The organism is Agrobacterium salinitolerans (genome assembly GCF_002008225.1).
Classification (GTDB): Bacteria; Pseudomonadota; Alphaproteobacteria; order Rhizobiales; family Rhizobiaceae; genus Agrobacterium; species Agrobacterium salinitolerans.
The window spans coordinates 1-16,778 of the sequence record NZ_MRDH01000040.1 but is presented as its reverse complement, the minus strand read 5'-3'; the positions used below and the strand labels follow the sequence as shown (position 1 = coordinate 16,778).

17 protein-coding genes and 4 pseudogenes are annotated in these 16,778 nt (G+C 56.2%); 9 read left to right on the top strand and 12 right to left on the bottom strand.

Annotation, left to right across the window (positions count from 1 at the left end):
* From BS627_RS23815 to BS627_RS24760, 4 genes and pseudogenes are all read left to right on the top strand, one after another.
* A pseudogene (locus BS627_RS23815) lies at positions 1 to 658 on the top strand (type VI secretion system tip protein VgrG); the annotation flags it as partial.
* Positions 659 to 671: 13 nt separating this feature from the next.
* Positions 672 to 1,781: a DUF2169 family type VI secretion system accessory protein gene (locus BS627_RS23810; RefSeq protein WP_077985612.1), complete on the top strand. Its 1,110-nt coding sequence runs from the start codon at positions 672 to 674 to the stop codon at positions 1,779 to 1,781.
* Positions 1,778 to 3,340 carry a DUF4150 domain-containing protein gene (locus tag BS627_RS24700; protein ID WP_077985611.1) on the top strand — a complete coding sequence of 521 codons (1,563 nt, stop codon included), beginning with the start codon at positions 1,778 to 1,780 and terminating at the stop codon, positions 3,338 to 3,340. The genes BS627_RS23810 and BS627_RS24700 overlap by 4 nt, the downstream gene beginning before the upstream one ends.
* A 96-nt stretch (positions 3,341 to 3,436) precedes the next feature.
* Complete coding sequence (locus BS627_RS24760; protein ID WP_205635509.1) at positions 3,437 to 4,480, top strand: hypothetical protein; 1,044 nt, start codon at positions 3,437 to 3,439, stop codon at positions 4,478 to 4,480.
* A gap of 381 nt (positions 4,481 to 4,861) precedes the next feature.
* On the opposite strand, the gene BS627_RS23795 is transcribed toward BS627_RS24760, so the two are convergent.
* Positions 4,862 to 6,021, bottom strand: a protein-coding gene (locus tag BS627_RS23795; RefSeq protein WP_089153289.1) for an IS3 family transposase whose coding sequence is annotated in 2 segments (ribosomal slippage) — positions 4,862 to 5,757 and positions 5,757 to 6,021 — 1,161 coding nt in all. Because the reading frame shifts where the segments join, the coding sequence is not laid out codon by codon here.
* 531 nt (positions 6,022 to 6,552) lie between these two features.
* Between BS627_RS23795 and BS627_RS23790 the strand changes: the two genes are divergently transcribed.
* Positions 6,553 to 7,053 carry a hypothetical protein gene (locus tag BS627_RS23790; RefSeq protein WP_077985609.1) on the top strand — a complete coding sequence of 167 codons (501 nt, stop codon included), beginning with the start codon at positions 6,553 to 6,555 and terminating at the stop codon, positions 7,051 to 7,053.
* Between the two features lie 149 nt (positions 7,054 to 7,202).
* Here BS627_RS23790 and BS627_RS23785 read toward each other — a convergent pair whose 3' ends face one another.
* The 7 genes and pseudogenes from BS627_RS23785 to BS627_RS24005 form a co-directional block, all read right to left on the bottom strand.
* Positions 7,203 to 7,493 (bottom strand): hypothetical protein, encoded by a 291-nt coding sequence (locus BS627_RS23785; RefSeq protein WP_077985608.1) that lies wholly within the window; start codon positions 7,491 to 7,493, stop codon positions 7,203 to 7,205.
* A 6-nt stretch (positions 7,494 to 7,499) separates the two neighbouring features.
* Positions 7,500 to 7,895, bottom strand: a complete 396-nt coding sequence (locus tag BS627_RS23780) for a hypothetical protein (RefSeq protein WP_131829441.1) — start codon at positions 7,893 to 7,895, stop codon at positions 7,500 to 7,502.
* A gap of 213 nt (positions 7,896 to 8,108) precedes the next feature.
* Positions 8,109 to 8,669: an ATP-dependent DNA ligase gene (locus tag BS627_RS24015; protein ID WP_276327111.1), complete on the bottom strand. Its 561-nt coding sequence runs from the start codon at positions 8,667 to 8,669 to the stop codon at positions 8,109 to 8,111.
* 126 nt (positions 8,670 to 8,795) lie between these two features.
* Positions 8,796 to 9,335: a hypothetical protein gene (locus BS627_RS23765; protein ID WP_131829440.1), complete on the bottom strand. Its 540-nt coding sequence runs from the start codon at positions 9,333 to 9,335 to the stop codon at positions 8,796 to 8,798.
* A gap of 273 nt (positions 9,336 to 9,608) precedes the next feature.
* Complete coding sequence (locus tag BS627_RS25125) at positions 9,609 to 10,049, bottom strand: beta-barrel domain-containing protein (RefSeq protein ID WP_476726635.1); 441 nt, start codon at positions 10,047 to 10,049, stop codon at positions 9,609 to 9,611.
* Positions 10,050 to 10,427: 378 nt separating this feature from the next.
* Positions 10,428 to 10,967, bottom strand: a pseudogene (locus BS627_RS24755) (ABC transporter transmembrane domain-containing protein); the annotation flags it as partial.
* Positions 10,964 to 11,160, bottom strand: a pseudogene (locus BS627_RS24005) (IS3 family transposase); the annotation flags it as partial. The pseudogenes BS627_RS24755 and BS627_RS24005, both read right to left, overlap by 4 nt.
* An 83-nt stretch (positions 11,161 to 11,243) precedes the next feature.
* Here BS627_RS24005 and tnpA point away from each other — a divergent pair.
* The 3 genes from tnpA to tnpC all read left to right on the top strand — a co-directional run bounded on the left by tnpA (position 11,244) and on the right by tnpC (position 13,584).
* Positions 11,244 to 11,630, top strand: coding sequence for an IS66-like element accessory protein TnpA (tnpA, locus tag BS627_RS24405; protein WP_077985604.1), 387 nt, complete (start codon positions 11,244 to 11,246; stop codon positions 11,628 to 11,630).
* Entirely contained in the window at positions 11,627 to 11,980 is a 354-nt protein-coding gene (gene tnpB, locus BS627_RS24400) for an IS66 family insertion sequence element accessory protein TnpB (RefSeq protein WP_077985603.1), read from the top strand. The genes tnpA and tnpB overlap by 4 nt, the downstream gene beginning before the upstream one ends.
* Positions 11,981 to 12,048: 68 nt before the next feature.
* Complete coding sequence (gene tnpC, locus BS627_RS23745; RefSeq protein WP_077985602.1) at positions 12,049 to 13,584, top strand: IS66 family transposase; 1,536 nt, start codon at positions 12,049 to 12,051, stop codon at positions 13,582 to 13,584.
* 41 nt (positions 13,585 to 13,625) lie between these two features.
* Here tnpC and BS627_RS23740 read toward each other — a convergent pair whose 3' ends face one another.
* The 3 genes and pseudogenes from BS627_RS23740 to BS627_RS23730 form a co-directional block, all read right to left on the bottom strand.
* On the bottom strand, positions 13,626 to 14,057 hold the full coding sequence (locus BS627_RS23740; protein ID WP_131829439.1) for a hypothetical protein: 432 nt from the start codon (positions 14,055 to 14,057) through the stop codon (positions 13,626 to 13,628).
* A gap of 114 nt (positions 14,058 to 14,171) precedes the next feature.
* Positions 14,172 to 14,438: pseudogene (locus BS627_RS24690) on the bottom strand (transposase); the annotation flags it as partial.
* A complete protein-coding gene (locus tag BS627_RS23730) occupies positions 14,439 to 14,720 on the bottom strand; it encodes a hypothetical protein (protein WP_193600494.1) in 282 nt (93 codons plus the stop codon).
* Positions 14,721 to 14,990: 270 nt separating this feature from the next.
* On the opposite strand from BS627_RS23730, the gene BS627_RS23725 reads away from it, so the two are divergent.
* Positions 14,991 to 15,263 (top strand): hypothetical protein, encoded by a 273-nt coding sequence (locus BS627_RS23725; RefSeq protein ID WP_131829437.1) that lies wholly within the window; start codon positions 14,991 to 14,993, stop codon positions 15,261 to 15,263.
* A 59-nt stretch (positions 15,264 to 15,322) separates the two neighbouring features.
* Here BS627_RS23725 and BS627_RS23720 read toward each other — a convergent pair.
* Positions 15,323 to 16,778 (bottom strand): BID domain-containing protein (locus tag BS627_RS23720; protein ID WP_165691383.1); only part of this gene is annotated, 1,456 nt, incomplete at its 5' end.

Here is a 16,778-nt window from a genome sequence, read left to right as displayed (position 1 = left end):
GGTCGCCTCGGTCGGCGGCAACCGCGCGGTGGAAGTTTCCGGCAACCAGAAACACGAGATCGGCGGCTCGGTAAACACCGTTGTCGGCGGTACGGGGCCGATGGCGATGATGGCCATGGCGGGTGTGCAGGCGCTTTCAGGTCATACCGCTGGGCTGCTATCACAAGCTGCTCAAATAGCCGGGGCCAGCGGTCCCGGTGTTTCGGCCTTTGCCACTACGTTGGCCTCGTCTGCGTTGGGATTTCTCGGCTCCGGCGGTTTGACATCGCGCGAAGGCGTGGTGGCCGGTGCCAGTCCGCGTGCTGACGCCGGTACGGCGCTCGCCGGTTCCGGGTCTGGCGTCGGTTCCGATGCTTCGGGATTGTTTCCGTTGCCGGGCATCATGAACACGATTGTCAGTACATTCAAATCCGACAGCGTCGGCGTGGCGCGCGCTGAACAGATCGGTGTGAGCAAGGTCACCAATGTCGGCCAGACATCACTGGAAAGCGTCGGTAAATTCAAGAAGATCGCTGTCGGTGAAGAGTTCGTCATCGAGTGTGGCGATTCCAAATTCATCATGAAGGCGAATGGCGAGGTCATCATTCTTGGCAAGACCTTCAACTTCGTGGCAACGGATCATTTCCAGCTTCGTGGCAAGCCGATCGATCTGAACTGACGGAGGCAAGGTCTTGGAGCTTCAGAACCGCCTGCCGTTTCCCGCGATGGCTTTCCGTCAGTTTGATGTCGAGGGGGAACTTGATTGCATTGTTTCCGTGCGCGCTACCTTCACGCATGTGCAGGACGGAACAATGGAGATCGCTCGTGAGCAGGAGAGCTTTCAATGGGAAGACGCTTACGAGGACGATCCGCATCAAACAGTCCTCCTGCGGCAGAGCGATCTCATCCCTGACAAGCCCGGCACGGATATCAGCTTCCTGGGAGATGCATGGTCACCGTCGCAGGAGCCACAGAAATCCTGGCGCGCCTCCATTCGTGTCGGTGATGTTTCCAAGGAGATCGATGTATGCGGTCAACGATTCTGGAAACCCGTCATCAAGGAAAAGTGGGCGGGGTTCTACGCAAGGGAGCCGAAGCGGGTCATCAGCGATTGGGTGCTGAACGATCCCGAGCCGGCCCGTCAGGTCGCTGTCTGCTGGACGAATGCCTTTGGCGGCACCATTCCAGGCACAGGTGATACCGAAACCGACACCCCTGCGGATGTGGAACGTCGCAATCCTCTGGGGTGCGGTATCGTTAATCTCGACATGCCCGCAGACACGCCTCCCGTACGCGCGCCTCAGATCACGTCGCCCGGCGAACGACTGGACTGGAAGCACGCGCCGGAGCCACAGGGATTTGGCCTGGTATCGCCTTGGTGGCGTTCCCGTCAGCAATATACCGGAACCTATGACGATGCATGGGTTGCGGAACGGCATCCGCTTTTGCCTCGTGATTTCGATCCACGCTTCTGGCAGGCCGCCCATCCTGATCTCGTCGCGACGCCTCACCTCAAGGGTGACGAGAAATACGAGCTCGTTAACCTGAGTTCTGAGCATCCGGTCGCGAAAGGCTCGCTGCCCGGCCTCACCCTCGGTGTCCATTGCTCTCGCGAGGATTGCGACGAATGGCATGTGCTGAAACTCGATGGCGTGCAGTTCGACTGGCGCGATGACGGACGAGTGCTTCTGACCTGGCGCGTCAGCTTTCCGCTTCCCGATGCTGGTGAAACAAAACTTATCCTGACCCGGGTTCGCCTAAAGGCTCCTGAAACCGAAGCGGCTGCAAGGGAGACAGCATGAGTATCCCTCGCGACAACTATATCGGCGAGCCACAATATCCCGATACATGGACGACGAAGACGCCGCGCGAGGGGCTACGTGACATTGATGAGGCGCGTATCGTCTCTTTGGCACCTGATGTATGCCTAACCCCTGTCGGGTCATCTGTGGTGCCTATTCCCTACCCGGTCGTGGATTTTTGTGGCCACGATAAAAACTACACGCCTTCCGTACGCTTTACGGGCAAGAAGGCGATGGTCATGCGCTCCTGTACGACGCATGTGCATGGCGATGCGCCTGGTAGCCGCAAGGGGGTGAAATCCGGCACGGTGGAAAGCATCTGCGAACCGATCGGCCATGCCGATCAGGTGCGTGCCGAAGGTTCATACGTCGTCCGTCACCTTGACCGTTTCCATATGAACAACAGGAATACCGAGGGAGAGGCGATCTTTGTCCGCAGCACGCAGACCTATGATCCGCCCAGGGATGATGATCCTGTGCGAGGATCGCTCAGATGGCAGGGCGGGTCGGACGAGGGTCGGGTGATGAGCGACGCGTCGCCTGAGCCGTTAATCATGGGCGCACAATATGCGCAGGCGTTACATCAACCGGTGCCCCAACCAACCAATCCGGGAGGTTTCCAGAGCCCTCGACCAATTACGGTTAATCCAACTCCGCCCGCTGCTAACGACAATATATGGCGTCGTCCGCCCTTGCCTACGATCAAACCTACCATCGGTGAACGAGTATGGCCGTGGTTGGGGAAAATCGGAAAGTTTGGAGGAAGAATTGTAAGTACAGCCGTGGGTGTACTTTGGCCCGAAGAGATGGGCGCGCCTATCTCGGAACGCATGGGTGGGGATTTGTTCCCACGGGATGACGAAGAATGGGATATTGTCAGGGAAGCTGAAGAGGGCGTCCGACAAGGTGTCATCCCGTTGGATGACGCCGTAAAACACAGCGCTGACGCTATTACCAAATATCGGGAGCATCTTTTCGAGGAGAATGAGCGTGTTCGCCGCGAGGTTGAGGGACATCGCAGACTCGGTGAGGCCCTTAGACATAACGTTCGCGTAGACACCAAGGATAGGCGACAATGGCCATGTGTCGTCGGACCTTACAAATTTGTCGAGATGATTTGTCCAGGAGAAGCGCACCACATCATTCCAGACATGGTCTATCGAATTGGCAAAGCACCTTCAAACGAAGCAGAAAAGAACTCCACTGCCGGGCGCATCCCTAAATCCCCCACATACAACCAAGGTCAGGCAATCTGTTTGTCTCCGGGGATGCACCGTACGGATGATGAAGCAGTACATAAATCGCTAAACCCTGCGCTTGCGGCGTTGGGTCGGGCGCACGAACCACCAGGCACAGCCCCACTCGGGGAAATACGGGACGCGACGCATCAGTCCATCAACCAGATTGTCGGCTTGCCAGAGAAGTGTAAGAAAATGGCCCGGGATGCTGCTACCGTTCAAGTCGGAAGCAAGTTCCGACAACCAGGTCGTACAACAATCTTGCCACCAAAAGACAACAAGGTCATCGAGGTTCTACAAGGCGGCAGCTACCAGAGGTAAAGTATGCAATACTACGATCGACTGCGACTGACTTCGGCTTGCGTGTTAGGCAAGAATAAATTCTGCGCTGCTTTTAGTGAAGCGGAATACGATGACATGTATTCGTTCATTCTTGTCTTTGAGGGAGATTTCGAACAACCTTGGACACGGTTTGACGTTCCCCGTATTATCGACAGTACTTCGGGTTGGTCAGGGGCGAACGGCAAACCCGTTGTTTATGTCAAAAGCGATGAAGGAGATGTGTATTCTCTTTCTGCCGGCGAAGAGCCTCGACATGAGAAAATCGAAGGATCGGGTGTTTATAGTGAGGACGCGGAGGGGCTCGGCTACACCAACCGTATTGTCGCTATAAACGAAACCCTGTTCGTAACGGGATACCATTCACAATTGTACCGGCGAACTGGTTCCGCGTGGGAATGGTTCCATAGGGAAAAGCTGCCGAGGCCTGAGGCAGGGTACGAGTATCTTATATTTGGAGATTTGGCCGGGTCATCGCAAAATGACATCTATATGAACGTAACCTACAGCCCGGCAAGCACAACGAGAAAACTCACTGAGGAGGAGGAGGAGCGGGCTGCCGAACTCTTCGATCTTGGAAGAGTTGATGAGGCTCTTGCTATCCATCACGCAGCCGAGGGCGAAAGCAGGGTTCTGGAGGGTAGATTATATCACTGGAATGGAACGGATTGGCGTGTTGTTGCTACACCGCGTTCGGGAAAATTCTACGCCGAACCCGCAACGCTTTCGGACATTCTTGTAGAGGATAGCGAAAGAGTGTGGGCCGTTGGAAACAATGGTGTCATTCTTTTCGGCAACGCACGTGATGGTTTTCAGGACGTATCTTTCAAGGGGAACGATGAGGATTTGCGGTCCGTTACAAGATTTAAGGATCGGATGGTCATTGCATCGGACTATGCTCTTCATTGGTTTGACGGCCACGTTCTTTCGCCGCTGAAGCCCGTCCTCGATCCAAGGATCAACAAAAGTGTTCCAACTCCGGTCAAGGTTCAGGCGATTGACGACGTTCTCTACTACTTCGATTCAAAGCATGGCATTCACAGGTTCGATGGCACCGCATGGAACGAGATAGAGGTTCCTCCGGAGTTGTTGGAACGAAACTCCAAGAGCGTGACGAAATGAGCCGTGCTCATGCGATGAGACCAATTGTGATCCAGTAAGACTGGGCCGGTTCAATAACCCCTTCTCATCCAGAACGGCAACAACAGCGCTGCGAGGCGCGGACGCCGTTCGGCGTTACGGCGCTGCCCGACTGGCGTTTTCCAACAAGTTCCACCGATCGGCTACTTGGGTTGCGTCCGGCAGCGCCTTGGCTGCAGCAATGGCGTACGGTGTCAAGATTGCTCAACCTGCCGATGGCAACGGGTTTTTCAAGTTCAACGAGACGAAACCCTACCCGCCGGAACCAAGGTTGACGGAATTGCTTACAAGGACGGTTTTCCGGACTTCGACAAGTACGTCGTCGGCGGTGGCCTGCCCCCACGGGGTGATCCGTTTGGAATGTTAGTGCATGTTCGGCCTGCTAGCCACTGTTGGTGTTGACGCCGGTCCATTTTGGCGAGACCAGACCGTTGCTTCGGGTGCCGGTGGCTTATAGCCCAGCGATGAGTGTGGCCTCACGGTATTATAATGCTGTCTCCAGTTTTCGATGATGATCTTCGCCTCCTTGAGCGTGTAGAAGATTTCGCCGTTGAGCAGTTCATCACGGAGCTTCGAATTAAAGCTCTCACAATAGCCGTTTTCCCACGGGCTACCTGGCATGATGTAGGCGGTCTTGGCACCCACCGCCCCGATCCACTCCCGTAGCGCCTTGGCGATGAACTCCGGGCCGTTGTCGGAACGAATATGGGTGGGAACGCCGCGTAGGATGAAGAGGTCGGAAAGCACGTCGATGACATCGGTGGCCTTCAGCTTTCTCTCGACCCTGATGGCGATACATTCTCGCGTGAACTCGTCGATCACGTTGAGCATGCGGATTTTCCTGCCGTTGTGCGTGCGATCCTCGACGAAGTCGTAGGACCAGACATGGTTGGGATATTCCGGCCGAAGCCGGATGCACGAACTGTCGTTCAACCACAGTCGCCCGCGTTTCGGTTGCTTGTGAGGCACTTTTAGTCCCTCCCGTCGCCAGATGCGCTCAACCCGCTTGACGTTCACGATCCAGCCAGCCTGGTGCAGCATCGCCGTGATGCGGCGATAGCCATAGCGACCATACTGGAGGGCGAGCGCCGTGATGTCCGTAGTCAACGCCGCTTCATCATCCGGAGTCTTTGCGATCTTGCGCTGCGTGGAACGATGCTGACCCAAGACTCGGCACGCCCGTCTCTCGGACACCTTCAGTTCATCGATCACATGGTCCACGCAAGCGCGGCGACGGGCGGCGCTCAGAAGTTTCCCTTGGCGGCCTCCGCTAAAATCATCTTGTCCAAGGTGAGGTCGGAAACGGCGCGCCGGAGCCGGGCATTCTCCGCTTCCAGCTCCTTCAGGCGCTTTACCTGGTCGCCCTTCAAACCGCCGTATTCGGAACGCCACCGGTAATATGTAACTTCCGTCACGCCTATCGACCGGATCGCCTCCGCCATCGATTTTCCCTGCGCATTCAGCACGTCAACCTGACGAAGCTTCGTGACGATCTCTTCTGCCTTGTGTCTTTTCGCTGCCATTTCAATGTCCTTCTGAGGCTCATAAGCCATACTTCATGAAGGATCACTTTTCAGGGGGCAGACCAGCCACGCTTTCTCAAAGCTGTCGGTCCGTTTCGAAGGCGACCAAGCTGCCTGCGTGTGAGAGAGATTACCTAATGGAACATGTCGACGACGACCGCGCCGAGCCGACGCCCCACACGAGCTAAACTTCTTCGCCTTTTCAAACACTCATCTTGTACTCGCGGGACAACGGGTTCTTGCCAAAAATGGCACGGCGCGGCGTGGGTGAAATTGAAATTTGGGGTCGGGCACGTAGGCGCGCGGCCCTCCTGAATATCTACTTACGTGTTGATAATGCGAGTTACCGTCAAATTTTAGCTTCAACGAATATGACCCTTGCGGGTAAATTACGACACTCTCAACTAGTTTGGGAACCTGATGCCTGCTGTCTCGCCTGTGAAATGGGATATTGCTCTTTGAACCTCACGTGCTGAAAAGGTAGTAGGCTCAATCCTCTGTTTTCTAACGCTGCCAAGGATCCGCCAAACGATGTCCAAGAAACTTTCTATGTTTGTGATGTTGAGTATCGGCATTTCAGGTGGTGCAGTTAGCGCGGAGGATAAGACACGTGAGGAACGCCTCGCCTATAGTTTCGGTTATGTGAAGAGCGCTGAGTTTCTTTGCGACAACGTCGCCAGTTCAGAGTCCTATCAAAAACAGAAAATACAATTTCAACCAGTGATCTCTAACGACCCATGGCTTATGAATACTCTGCAATTGGGTGCTCACAGTTTTGAAGCAATTCGCGATCGTCTGGGCACGGCCGCATGTGGCGTAGCTATATTGACATATCCTGATTTGATCGAGTTTGGAGCATCACGTCCTGGCACAAGAAAGGCCCACATTCCCGAAGGGCTGGAGCGCCTTTCTCTCTATTTGGAAAAGACCACGGTTGAATGGTTGAATACACAGGCCAGAGATCAAGACGAAAGTGTAGTAAAGGCAGCAGAAAGAATTCTACGAGGCGCGGCGACAAAGCCTCCCAAATGATACGCGACCGCGTTTTTAGGATATGACTGATTTCTATAATGGTTCCGTCGGTGCCGGAAAACCCTACGGTGCCACTTGGGAGCGCTGGTTTCCTCCGCCGATCCCCGTCGCTGGCGCCCACTCCGGCCGTAGACGTGCCGCGGCGATTGTCACCGCTTCTCGTTCCACGACAGAAATTTTTGCCAGGTCGCCGGATCTAATACTCCTTCGATCACTATATTCGCGGCTTCAGCCAACACAGCGGCGCGGTTGAAATCAAACCTCACCTGATTTCTTGGCTTCTCCATAATGGCAATTAAAACTGCTTCAAATGGCAATTCCCATTGCCCGTAATCGAAAATGGCAGCATCTCGCACCGTGTGAGGATCAAGGAATGGAGAGACCTCGGTCAGAAACTCCGTGTAAGCTGCTTGTTCGGCGCATTTTGAATTTATGTACATACAGCTTCATTTTGCAGGTTTCGGGAGCATCGCGCAGATTTCCTGTCGTCGACCACTGTCCGCATATCTGGCAAGCAAAGACGCATATCGGTCGGCGCTCGTCCAATAGTCGTCCGCCCTGTCGCCGTATACTTTAAAATCATTCTCGTTCTTGAAAATTTTTCTGACATAGGCTGCCGATGTGTGGCCTTCTCCGCAGAAACGGTTCATGAACATCAAAATTCCAATATCTCGCATGTGAGCCGCCTCACCACCTGAAAAGCCTTTGGCCTGAAAGGCGTCGAGCAACGTAGCTTCCTCACGCTGTCCTTCCGTCAATTCCTGAGCAACTATTGTTCCAACCGGTAGAAACAGAAAAAGCATGACGAGACATGGACAGCGTTTTGCGGCTCTGTGTTTCATATTCCGTCGTCTCACTTCGTGGCAACTAAAGAACGTCTTCGATCTGAAAGACATCGGCGTTATCCTGCACATCGCAAGGGCCCTTGAAAGAGGCGTGTCGTAGTTTTCCCTCATGTGTTCAGCCGCGACAGTGGATTTCGGCGATGATGTTTGGCAGTGCCCAGACAATATCCTTACGGGAGCCGTTGCAGGTGAGAGGTGATCGCTTACGCTTCAGCCTGTCGAGGGTGACGCGGAGATTGGTGGCCTGCGCTTCCTGAAGCCTGTTCCGACTGAATCGGCATAGGCGATCTCATCAGCGTTATTTGCTGCCAGCAGAAGCGTTCCGATCCCTCCGACCGGGCTTGAGGATGAATCGTAGCCGACGATGAAGACGCTACCGCTCTGGGCGCATTTGTTCTTGAGCCAGTCGCCCCAAGCGGCCGGAGCGATCGTGACTGCCTCGATGCGTTGTGACGATGCCTTCGAGACCGAATTCGCGGATGGAAGCGAGTAGTGCTCGCCGTCCGCATCGATGGCCTCGGAAAACATGATGCCGAGCACCTTGATGTGCAAAAACTCTTCGAGCAAATGCCGGCGCGATGACAGTGGCATTGAGGTGAGATCGCGACCGTTGAAAAAGAGAAGATCATGGGCCGTGAATATAGGGGCGTTCGAGTTGGCTTTGCCGGATCGGCGGCCGAGCACTTCCTGCCGCAGACGGAAGTCTGATCGACCCTTAGTGGCCATGACGACGACGGCTTCGCCGTCATGTTGGTTGTGGCAACGGGCGATCTCGCTGCCGCCGTCTTGATGGTCGGAAAACGATGCGTCCAGTCGTGACCGCTGCGAGTGAGGATCTGGACTTTGCAGAGCCCATGATTACCTACCCGGGACGAAATCGTGAACGGCGGCAATCAGTCAAGAGTTTGGCAAGCTGCATTGTTTGAGAATGCGGGCGTATATTTCGCTTGGAACCTCATGCGTCGGAAAATTATAGATTTCGCCGTCGACATCGAAACGGATGTCGCTTGGAAATTTGGCCAGTGCTTGCAGTAACTTTAGAACGTCGGGAAAATCTAAACTACCGACCATTCCCGACGCGACTTGAGCCTCCCCTGTAATGGAGCTTGAAGCGGTAGAGATCGTGACCGCCCCCGGAAATGTTGGAGACAACCCACGTGTGCGACGATAGAGTGTGAAGTAAAATTTCTCGCCATGGTTTTCACATCCGAAAGAGAAGCGGTGAAGACCATCAGCGATGTACTCAATCCTGTCGGTGGGTATATCTATCTTGAAGGCAATCAACGCGCCGTTTTGCATAGGCGGTGCATCAGTATTCCCGCCGATTACGGTTCTGACAAACGCACTCCCAAAATGATCTTGTTGATCGTTAAGAGCATATGTGGGGGTGGCTGCGAGAATTGCGGCACACCAAGAAAAAACGACGGCAGGTTTCATGTGCATCTTGTAATATCTGTGTTGTTGCGTCTTCAAGTGGCTCTCTCGCGAAATCACAATGGTTGGAAATGTCCCGCATGACCGACACGCAGGGTTTCACAACAAGGCGCCAACTTGCCACCAACCGTCCTACCGGTTCGTAGCAACTGACGCAAAGGTCAATATTCTGAGTCGAGTGATACCCGGTATCGGGAGCCAGCCAAGATAGTGGATGGCCGGGTGGCAACGCGTTCGCCCCAAGCTCGCCGATAAGCTCTCGCATTGGGCTCGTGGCTATCGCTCCTGCATCGCTTCAGACGCTACCTGCGCGACTGGCGACCAGAAATAGTCAATGATCCGCCGGGTGCCAGTCTTGATTTCAACTGACACAGCCATGCCGGGTGAAAGCGGTCGCATGACCCCATCAACGTTTATCTCTGTCGTATCGAGAGCAATCGTTGCCGGGTAAACAAGGTTTTGCAGTCGCTGCACATTCCCGCCCGGCACAACGCTCCTGAACTGCGGGGCGGCCTGTTCCTCCATCGCCTGAGCATCGGGATTGGGTATGGCGTCCCGTGCCACCGTCTTCACCGTCCCGGTGAGAACGCCATAACGGGTGAACGGAAATGTTTCGACCTTGATGACCGCCGGCTGGTGGGGCTTTACGAAGCCCACATCCTGGTTTGCGAAAAACACCTCGATCTCAAGCGGCAGATTGGCAGGGATGATGCGCATGATTTCGGTCTCCGCCGACACGACCTGTCCGGTCGTGGTGATCGAAGAGGCCTGGATGACACCATCGGACGGAGCGTAGATCAAGGTGGCAGCGAGCCGTTTTTCGGCCTTCACCAGTTCCTGCTGTGCTTCATCCATCTGTCGGGCGAGATCACCCGTTTTCTGGATATTGTCGGCAACGAATGTCGACATGACCTTGTTTTTTTCGGTCTCCGCAACGGCGAGACTTGCTTGGGCTTCGAGCAACTGTCCTGCATAGGTCGACAGGGTCGCCTCTTCTTCCCGCAAAGCCTGTGTGGCGTCGAGGACATCGGACTTTCTACCGGCGGCGCGTTCGAGCAGGCCTGATCGCATTGAGACACGCTCTGTCAGCGTGGTGATCAGGTTGGTCGTGTGTGTCAACGCGTATGTGCGGAGATACTGAAGGACGACGTCGAACAGGCCAATGGCGGCAAGTCCGATGATCAGGACCGTCAATGTCGAGTAGCTTCGGTGGGCCAGCACCTTGTCCACGACAACCTGAAAAAACAGCGGCGACACAAGGGCGAAGAGCTGCAGGAAAAGGGAAGCGAGAAAGACGTGAGCGAGAGCACTCCGGTAGCGCCAGAGCGATGGGAGAAACCAGGCAAAACCGAACCGCCGCTGGAATGCGGAAACATCCGAAAATCCGCGCTGGAGCAGGATAAAGTTTCCTGACGTTAGCGACAGCAGTTCTTCGAGGGGCACCGTCCGGCTGATAAAGCTGACGGGATCAACAAGCCGATAGCTGTTCTCCTCCGTTTTGCCCGCAAAGACGGCAAACCCGCCTTCGGTCAAGACGGCAATGCATGGCGTCGGAATCACCTTTCCGCTGGAAAAGCGTTGTTCACGAACCGGCTTTGCTTTCAGGCCCACACGTTTGGCAGCCCGCAGGATATCCGGCGCATCAGGGCAAGATCGCCATCGGATACCGGACGCGGACAATAGTAGACGCTGCCACGGCTGAAGCCGAGGAGCCTAGCCTGCCTCACGACCGACAGCTTGTGCTCGCGGTCGATCATTTCTTTCCGCCCAGCAATCCCGCCTTGCCGAGCGCACCGGACAAAAAATCGTTCTCCAAGGTCAGTTCGCCGTAACCGGTGTTCCGCTCCCACGTTGTCCTCACCACGCTGATCTGTGATCGCCTATCCATGGATAAGCAACGGGAGTTTCTCCATGGAGAGTACATTGGAGTTTCTCACGACCAGGAAGTCTGGACGTGAGGCTCATCGGCATTGGCCGGACGAGGTCAAGGCGCAGATCGTTTCGGAGAGCCTCCGGCCCGGAGCGTTGGTGAATGAAGTTGCTGAGCGGCATGGCCTGAAGCCAAACCACCTCTCGACTTGGCGAACGATGGCGCGGCAGGGCAAGCGGGTTCTGCCAGCACCCGAGGATGCGGTGGAGTTCGCGGCGGTTGTCGTCGATCCACCCATTGCGGAGCCGCCCATCAAGAAAGCCAGCCGTCCCGAGATCATCGTCGGCGCTGTCACGATCCGGCTGGAAGAAGGCGCGTCCGCTTCCCGGATCGCCGCTGTTGCGCGTGCCTGCGCGGCTCCGGCATGATCTTTCCCTCGAACCGGGTTCGGATCATGGTGGCGACCAAGCCTGTCGATTTCCGCAAGGGTCACGACGGCTTGGCCGCACTGGTCAAGAACGAGCTGCATAAGGACCCATTTACGGGGACGGTCTTCGTATTCCGATCACGCAAGGCGGACCGATTGAAGCTGATCTACTGGGATGGCAGCGGTCTGGTGATGGCCTACAAACGGCTGGAGGAGCACACGTTCACTTGGCCAGACATCCGGGACGGTCTGATGACCTTAGGCCCTGCCCAGTTCGAGGCGCTATTTGCGGGGCTCGACTGGCGTCGGGTCCGGTCCGTTGAGACAAGAGCGCCGACAGCAATCGAGTAGGTGCGTCACGATGACTCGGTTCGTAAATTCCGGCAGCGAGACGCCACCCAATTTGATAGACTTCCAGCATGTTGGATGCGGTCGATCTTCCAGACGATATTGCTGCCCTGAAGGCGATGCTGGTTGCGTCGCAGGCGCGTGAAGCCCGCAAGGATGAGCGGATCGAGCGGCTGGAGAAACTGGTTGCCGCTTTTAAACAGGCAGCCTTTGGTCGTAAATCCGAGAAGGTTGATCCCGAGCAATTCGACCTCGCACTGGAAGACTTGGAAACCGCGATTGCGGCGATCCACGCTGAGGACGAGGCCGACAGAGCTCCGGGTAAGTCGCAACCCAAACCACGCGCCGCCAATCGGGGCTCTCTTCCTGCCCACCTTCCTCGTGTCGAAGAGGTCATCGAGCCGGACAGCTTGATATGCACCTGTGGCTGCGGCTTGCATTGCATCGGGGAGGACGCGTCCGAACGACTCGATATCATCCCGGCGCAGTTCCGCGTCATCGTCACTCGTCGTCCCAAATATGCCTGCCGTGCCTGCACCGATGGAGTTTCCCAGGCTCCAGCGCCTGCACGATTGATCCACGCTGGATTGCCGACCGAGGCGACTATCGCGCATGTGCTGGTCTCCAAATATGCCGATCACCTGCCGCTCTATCGGCAGGCTCAGATCATGAGCCGACAGGGCATCGATCTTGATCGATCCACTCTTGCCGACTGGGTCGGCCGGGCAGCATTCGAACTCCTCCCGGTCTTCGACGCTCTCATCGCCGACCTGAAGCGGTCGACTAAGCTGTTCATGGACGAGACTCGTGCGCCGGTCCTCGATCCTGGCTCCCGCAAGACCAAGACTGGATACTTTTGGGCCTTGGCCCGTGATGATCGACCGTGGAGTGGCGGTGCGCCTCCCGGTGTGGCCTTCACCTATGCGCCCGGTCGCGGGGGGCTACATGCCGAGCGGATACTGCAAGGATTTACGGGCGTGCTTCAGGTCGACGGCTACGCCGGATATAATCGGCTGATCGCACCGGATCGTGTCGGTCCCGACATCCAGCTTGCCTATTGTTGGGCCCACGCCCGTCGCAAGCTGGTCGAGATAACGCGCACCGGATCGGCACCAATTGCCGAGGATGGGGTCAAGCGGATCGGTGAACTCTATCGAATAGAGGCGGAGCTACGCGGCCTTCCCGCTGATGCTCGCCTCGCCGGACGGCAAGAACGGTCAGCGCCATTGATTGCGGACATGCGAACTTGGCTCACGCATCATCGCGTCCGCGTCGCTGGCAAATCGCCGCTTGGCGAAACGCTTTCGTACATCACCAAATACTGGGATGGCCTCTGTGTCTTCCTGACCGATGGTCGGATCGAGGTCGATAATAATACCGTTGAGCGGACCATCAGGCCGATAGCCCTCAATCGCAAGAATGCTCTTTTCGCCGGGCACGATGCCGGAGCCGAGAACTGGGCGACCATCGCGTCGCTAATCGAAACCTGCAAACTGAATGCCGTCGAGCCGTTCGGATATCTTACCACCACGCTCACCGCCATCGTCAACGGCCACAGGCAGAGCTATATCGAAGAGCTACTGCCATGGAATTATAACGCAAAATGACCGAACTGCGGACATCCGGTAATGCTCATCAGCATTGAGCATTAGTTCAAGTTGTTGCGCAGGGTAGCTTCAAAATTCCTGTTGCTCGGTTCCAGTTCTTCAAAGTCTTCAGCAAAGCAGCCGCGAGCGAGCATCAAATCGAGGGCAACTTTTGCCACAGGGGAGATGCGTTCAAGCCAACCCGAAGCAATCACTGCGTCATCGTCATAATCGACATCTGCAACCGCTGCATTAACGACGGAAAGAACCTGGGTCACGGCATCCACCTCGGCAGCGGTCATTGTCTCTGGCGATCCCTTCGGCCAAGGCCAATGAGGGTTCTGGTCATCCACCCAATCGTAGAACATCTCGAAAAATTCATTCGCGCTCATTCGTCGGACGGCGGGTACTCCTTCCGCCAACCAACTCAGAGCGTCCATGATTCTGTTTCGACGAGACTGCTCACCCAGCCGCTTGGAATAGTTTTCGCTCACTATTGACCGCCATTCATTAATTTAAGTCCAATATAGCAGCGATGACGTGTCTGTCGCGGTCGCGACTACGTCGAATAAAGAATTACAGTCAATGTGCCAACGGAACGCCGCTTACAGTTCGCCGATCTTGGCGTGAAGCGTTTTCACATCGACGGTCGGACCCGCCGGTTCCGGTTTCGCTTCATCGCCGAAAACGCCGGTCGCCCCCTCAAGCAGCTGGTCTTTCCACTGCTTGATCTGGTTGGCGTGCACGTCGAACTGCTGGGACAATTCCACCAGCGTCTGCTCACCTCGGATCGCGGCGAGCGCCACTTTTGCCTTGAAAACCGGGCTGTGGTTCCGGCGCGGTCATCTCGTCATGGTCTCTCCTGTTCCCGGCATCTAAGCCGAAGTCAGGCAGAAATTCCACTTATCACTGCTGTTCAAATTTCCCGAGCCAGCTCTCACCATGCGTGGCGGTCGTGACAGAATGAGATTGAAGTGCTCGTTAAGTTTCCAGACTGAAAATTCCTGGTCGCGAAAAACCGTTGAAGCGTGGTGCTGCTTTATGATTTCACGAACAGCAGGCCTATCGTCCTTCTCGAGAAGACGAACCTTGAGGCCTTTCCTTTCCGGATTCGCCCAAAGAGAGGTTTCAGCGAGATTCTGATCGTGAAGGGTCATGCGCAATGCCCTTGGTCTAATTGTGGCGAATTCGACGTCGCCATAACCTCACCGGACGCCTTCCATGCCTTGAGGAGCCGGCCGCGAATGCACGACGACTGCATAGCGGCACATACGCCGCCAGAAATATTGCGCTGATCCATTCCGCCCCCGAAAATCACCCGCAAACTCACCGTTATCATTGTACAGGATTTCGTCAGCTGCAAATTGAATTTCGTTGCGCGACATTTGTCCTGAACCGGGGTCCTAGTGGTAGGCCATAAGTGCGACATGACGAGTGAATTCGGATACCTGAAGCCGAAAATCATTACCTCAGGGACAACGGTTTTCTCGACCCGAACCAACGGGGTGGTGGAGAGCGTCTTCAACGTTGTGAAGCGGGAGCGGATACGCGGCGGGGTCCACCGTTCAAGCGACAGGGCGCGCCAGAACATGTTCGATTTCATCGAGATGTTCTGCACCTCGACACCCAAGCACGTCAAAACCGGAATGCTCTCTCCGGCTGCGTCGGGTCAAGTTCATCGCGACATTTGGGAAGTTTGAAAGATTGGCGCCCTTTCAAAGGGGGCGCTATCAAACACTGCTGTCGTTTTCAGCTCCTACTATCGGCTTAGTCCAAGCCCTTGCGACCGGTTAAGCTGCCGTTTCAGCGCATGGTCATGGCTGAGCTCGGCATGGCGTGTGCGATGCACGATGCGGGCGATCGTCTTGATCTGCTCGGCATGCGTTGCGAGCTCGGGACGTGTCTCCAGCTCTTCGGCGAACCTGCGAGGATCGGAACTACCAAAGCGCCGCGTGAGCGCTTCGGCCACCAGCGCGGCCTCATCGAGCGCGGCTCGGCCCTCAGGCGACGATCGCAGCTCCGCGATAAACTGGCCCCGCTTTTCGACCGGCATCTTTTCCACCTGGGCAAGGATTTTGGCGCTGCGCGGCGTGAGGCCTGGCACCTCGATCACGTCAGGCTGTTCCCGCTGCCATTGTTCGCTTTGACGTTCTTCACCAAGCCTGCGCTCCCACGCCTCGGAGACAAAGCCGATATGGGCAGAGAGAGACCTGGTATATTGCAACGCCTCTTTCCGCTCCTTGTTGTTACCGAACAGACCCGTCTTGCCACGTAGCTCCCCGAAGCGCTCTGGTTGCTCTGCCATGGCCTTCGCCATGATCTTGCCGTTGCCTTCCTTCTCGATCATCGCGGTGCGCAGTCTTGCGGCGACCTCGGCCGGATCACGGAACACGTGCCGCACGAGAGATTCTACCGTATCGAACCGCTGCTCGATAACGGACACCGCCCTTTGCTGCGCCACCTCTTCGATGCTGCGTTGGTATCGGGTGATGGCTGGTACCAGCGGAGCTTGCTTACCGGGTTGCAGCGGCGAGTGCTGCCCGGCCCCTTCTGTGAGGGCAGGGACGGCGCCGTCTTGAGACATGAGGTCGGACCACCGGATGCGGCGATATCCTTTATTGTCCTCCGTCCGCTCGTCCCGCCGACCGTCATCCATTGTTCGGGCGAACTGATTGCGAGGATCTTCGCGGTGAACAGGAACGACTAGATCGCCGGCACGTTCCTCGTTAACCTGCTGACGCTCTGACGGCCGGTCCTGCTGCTCACGTTGCAGATGGGCCGCACGGGACAAGACCTCTTGACGCTCATCTTTGGCGGAAGCAAGTTCAATCTCGCTTCTCACCCCAAACTCTTGCCCGATCCCTTGGTCGCTTGCGATCCCACGCCGCTCGGCAAAGTCGCTGATGTAATCCAGCGTGGTTTCCTTCACGCCGGACCGCGACAGGCGGCTTGTCAGCTGCTGGTAGGCGAGTTCATCACCCGTAACGACACGCCACGCATTGCGCTCGGCTTGCGTGCCGTCCGGAAGCGTCACAGGCGTCGCGCCTTCATACTGCAGTCCAATCCTGTCTCCAATCGCGGTTGATGCATGCTGCATGGCCCGCTTGAGATCAACGCCCCACACGGTATGCCGCTCGCCCCAGTCATTCTCCAGCGTCACAAAATAGCTCTCGCGGGACTGCGGATTATGCTCGTAGGGCGCAACGCCGTGATCA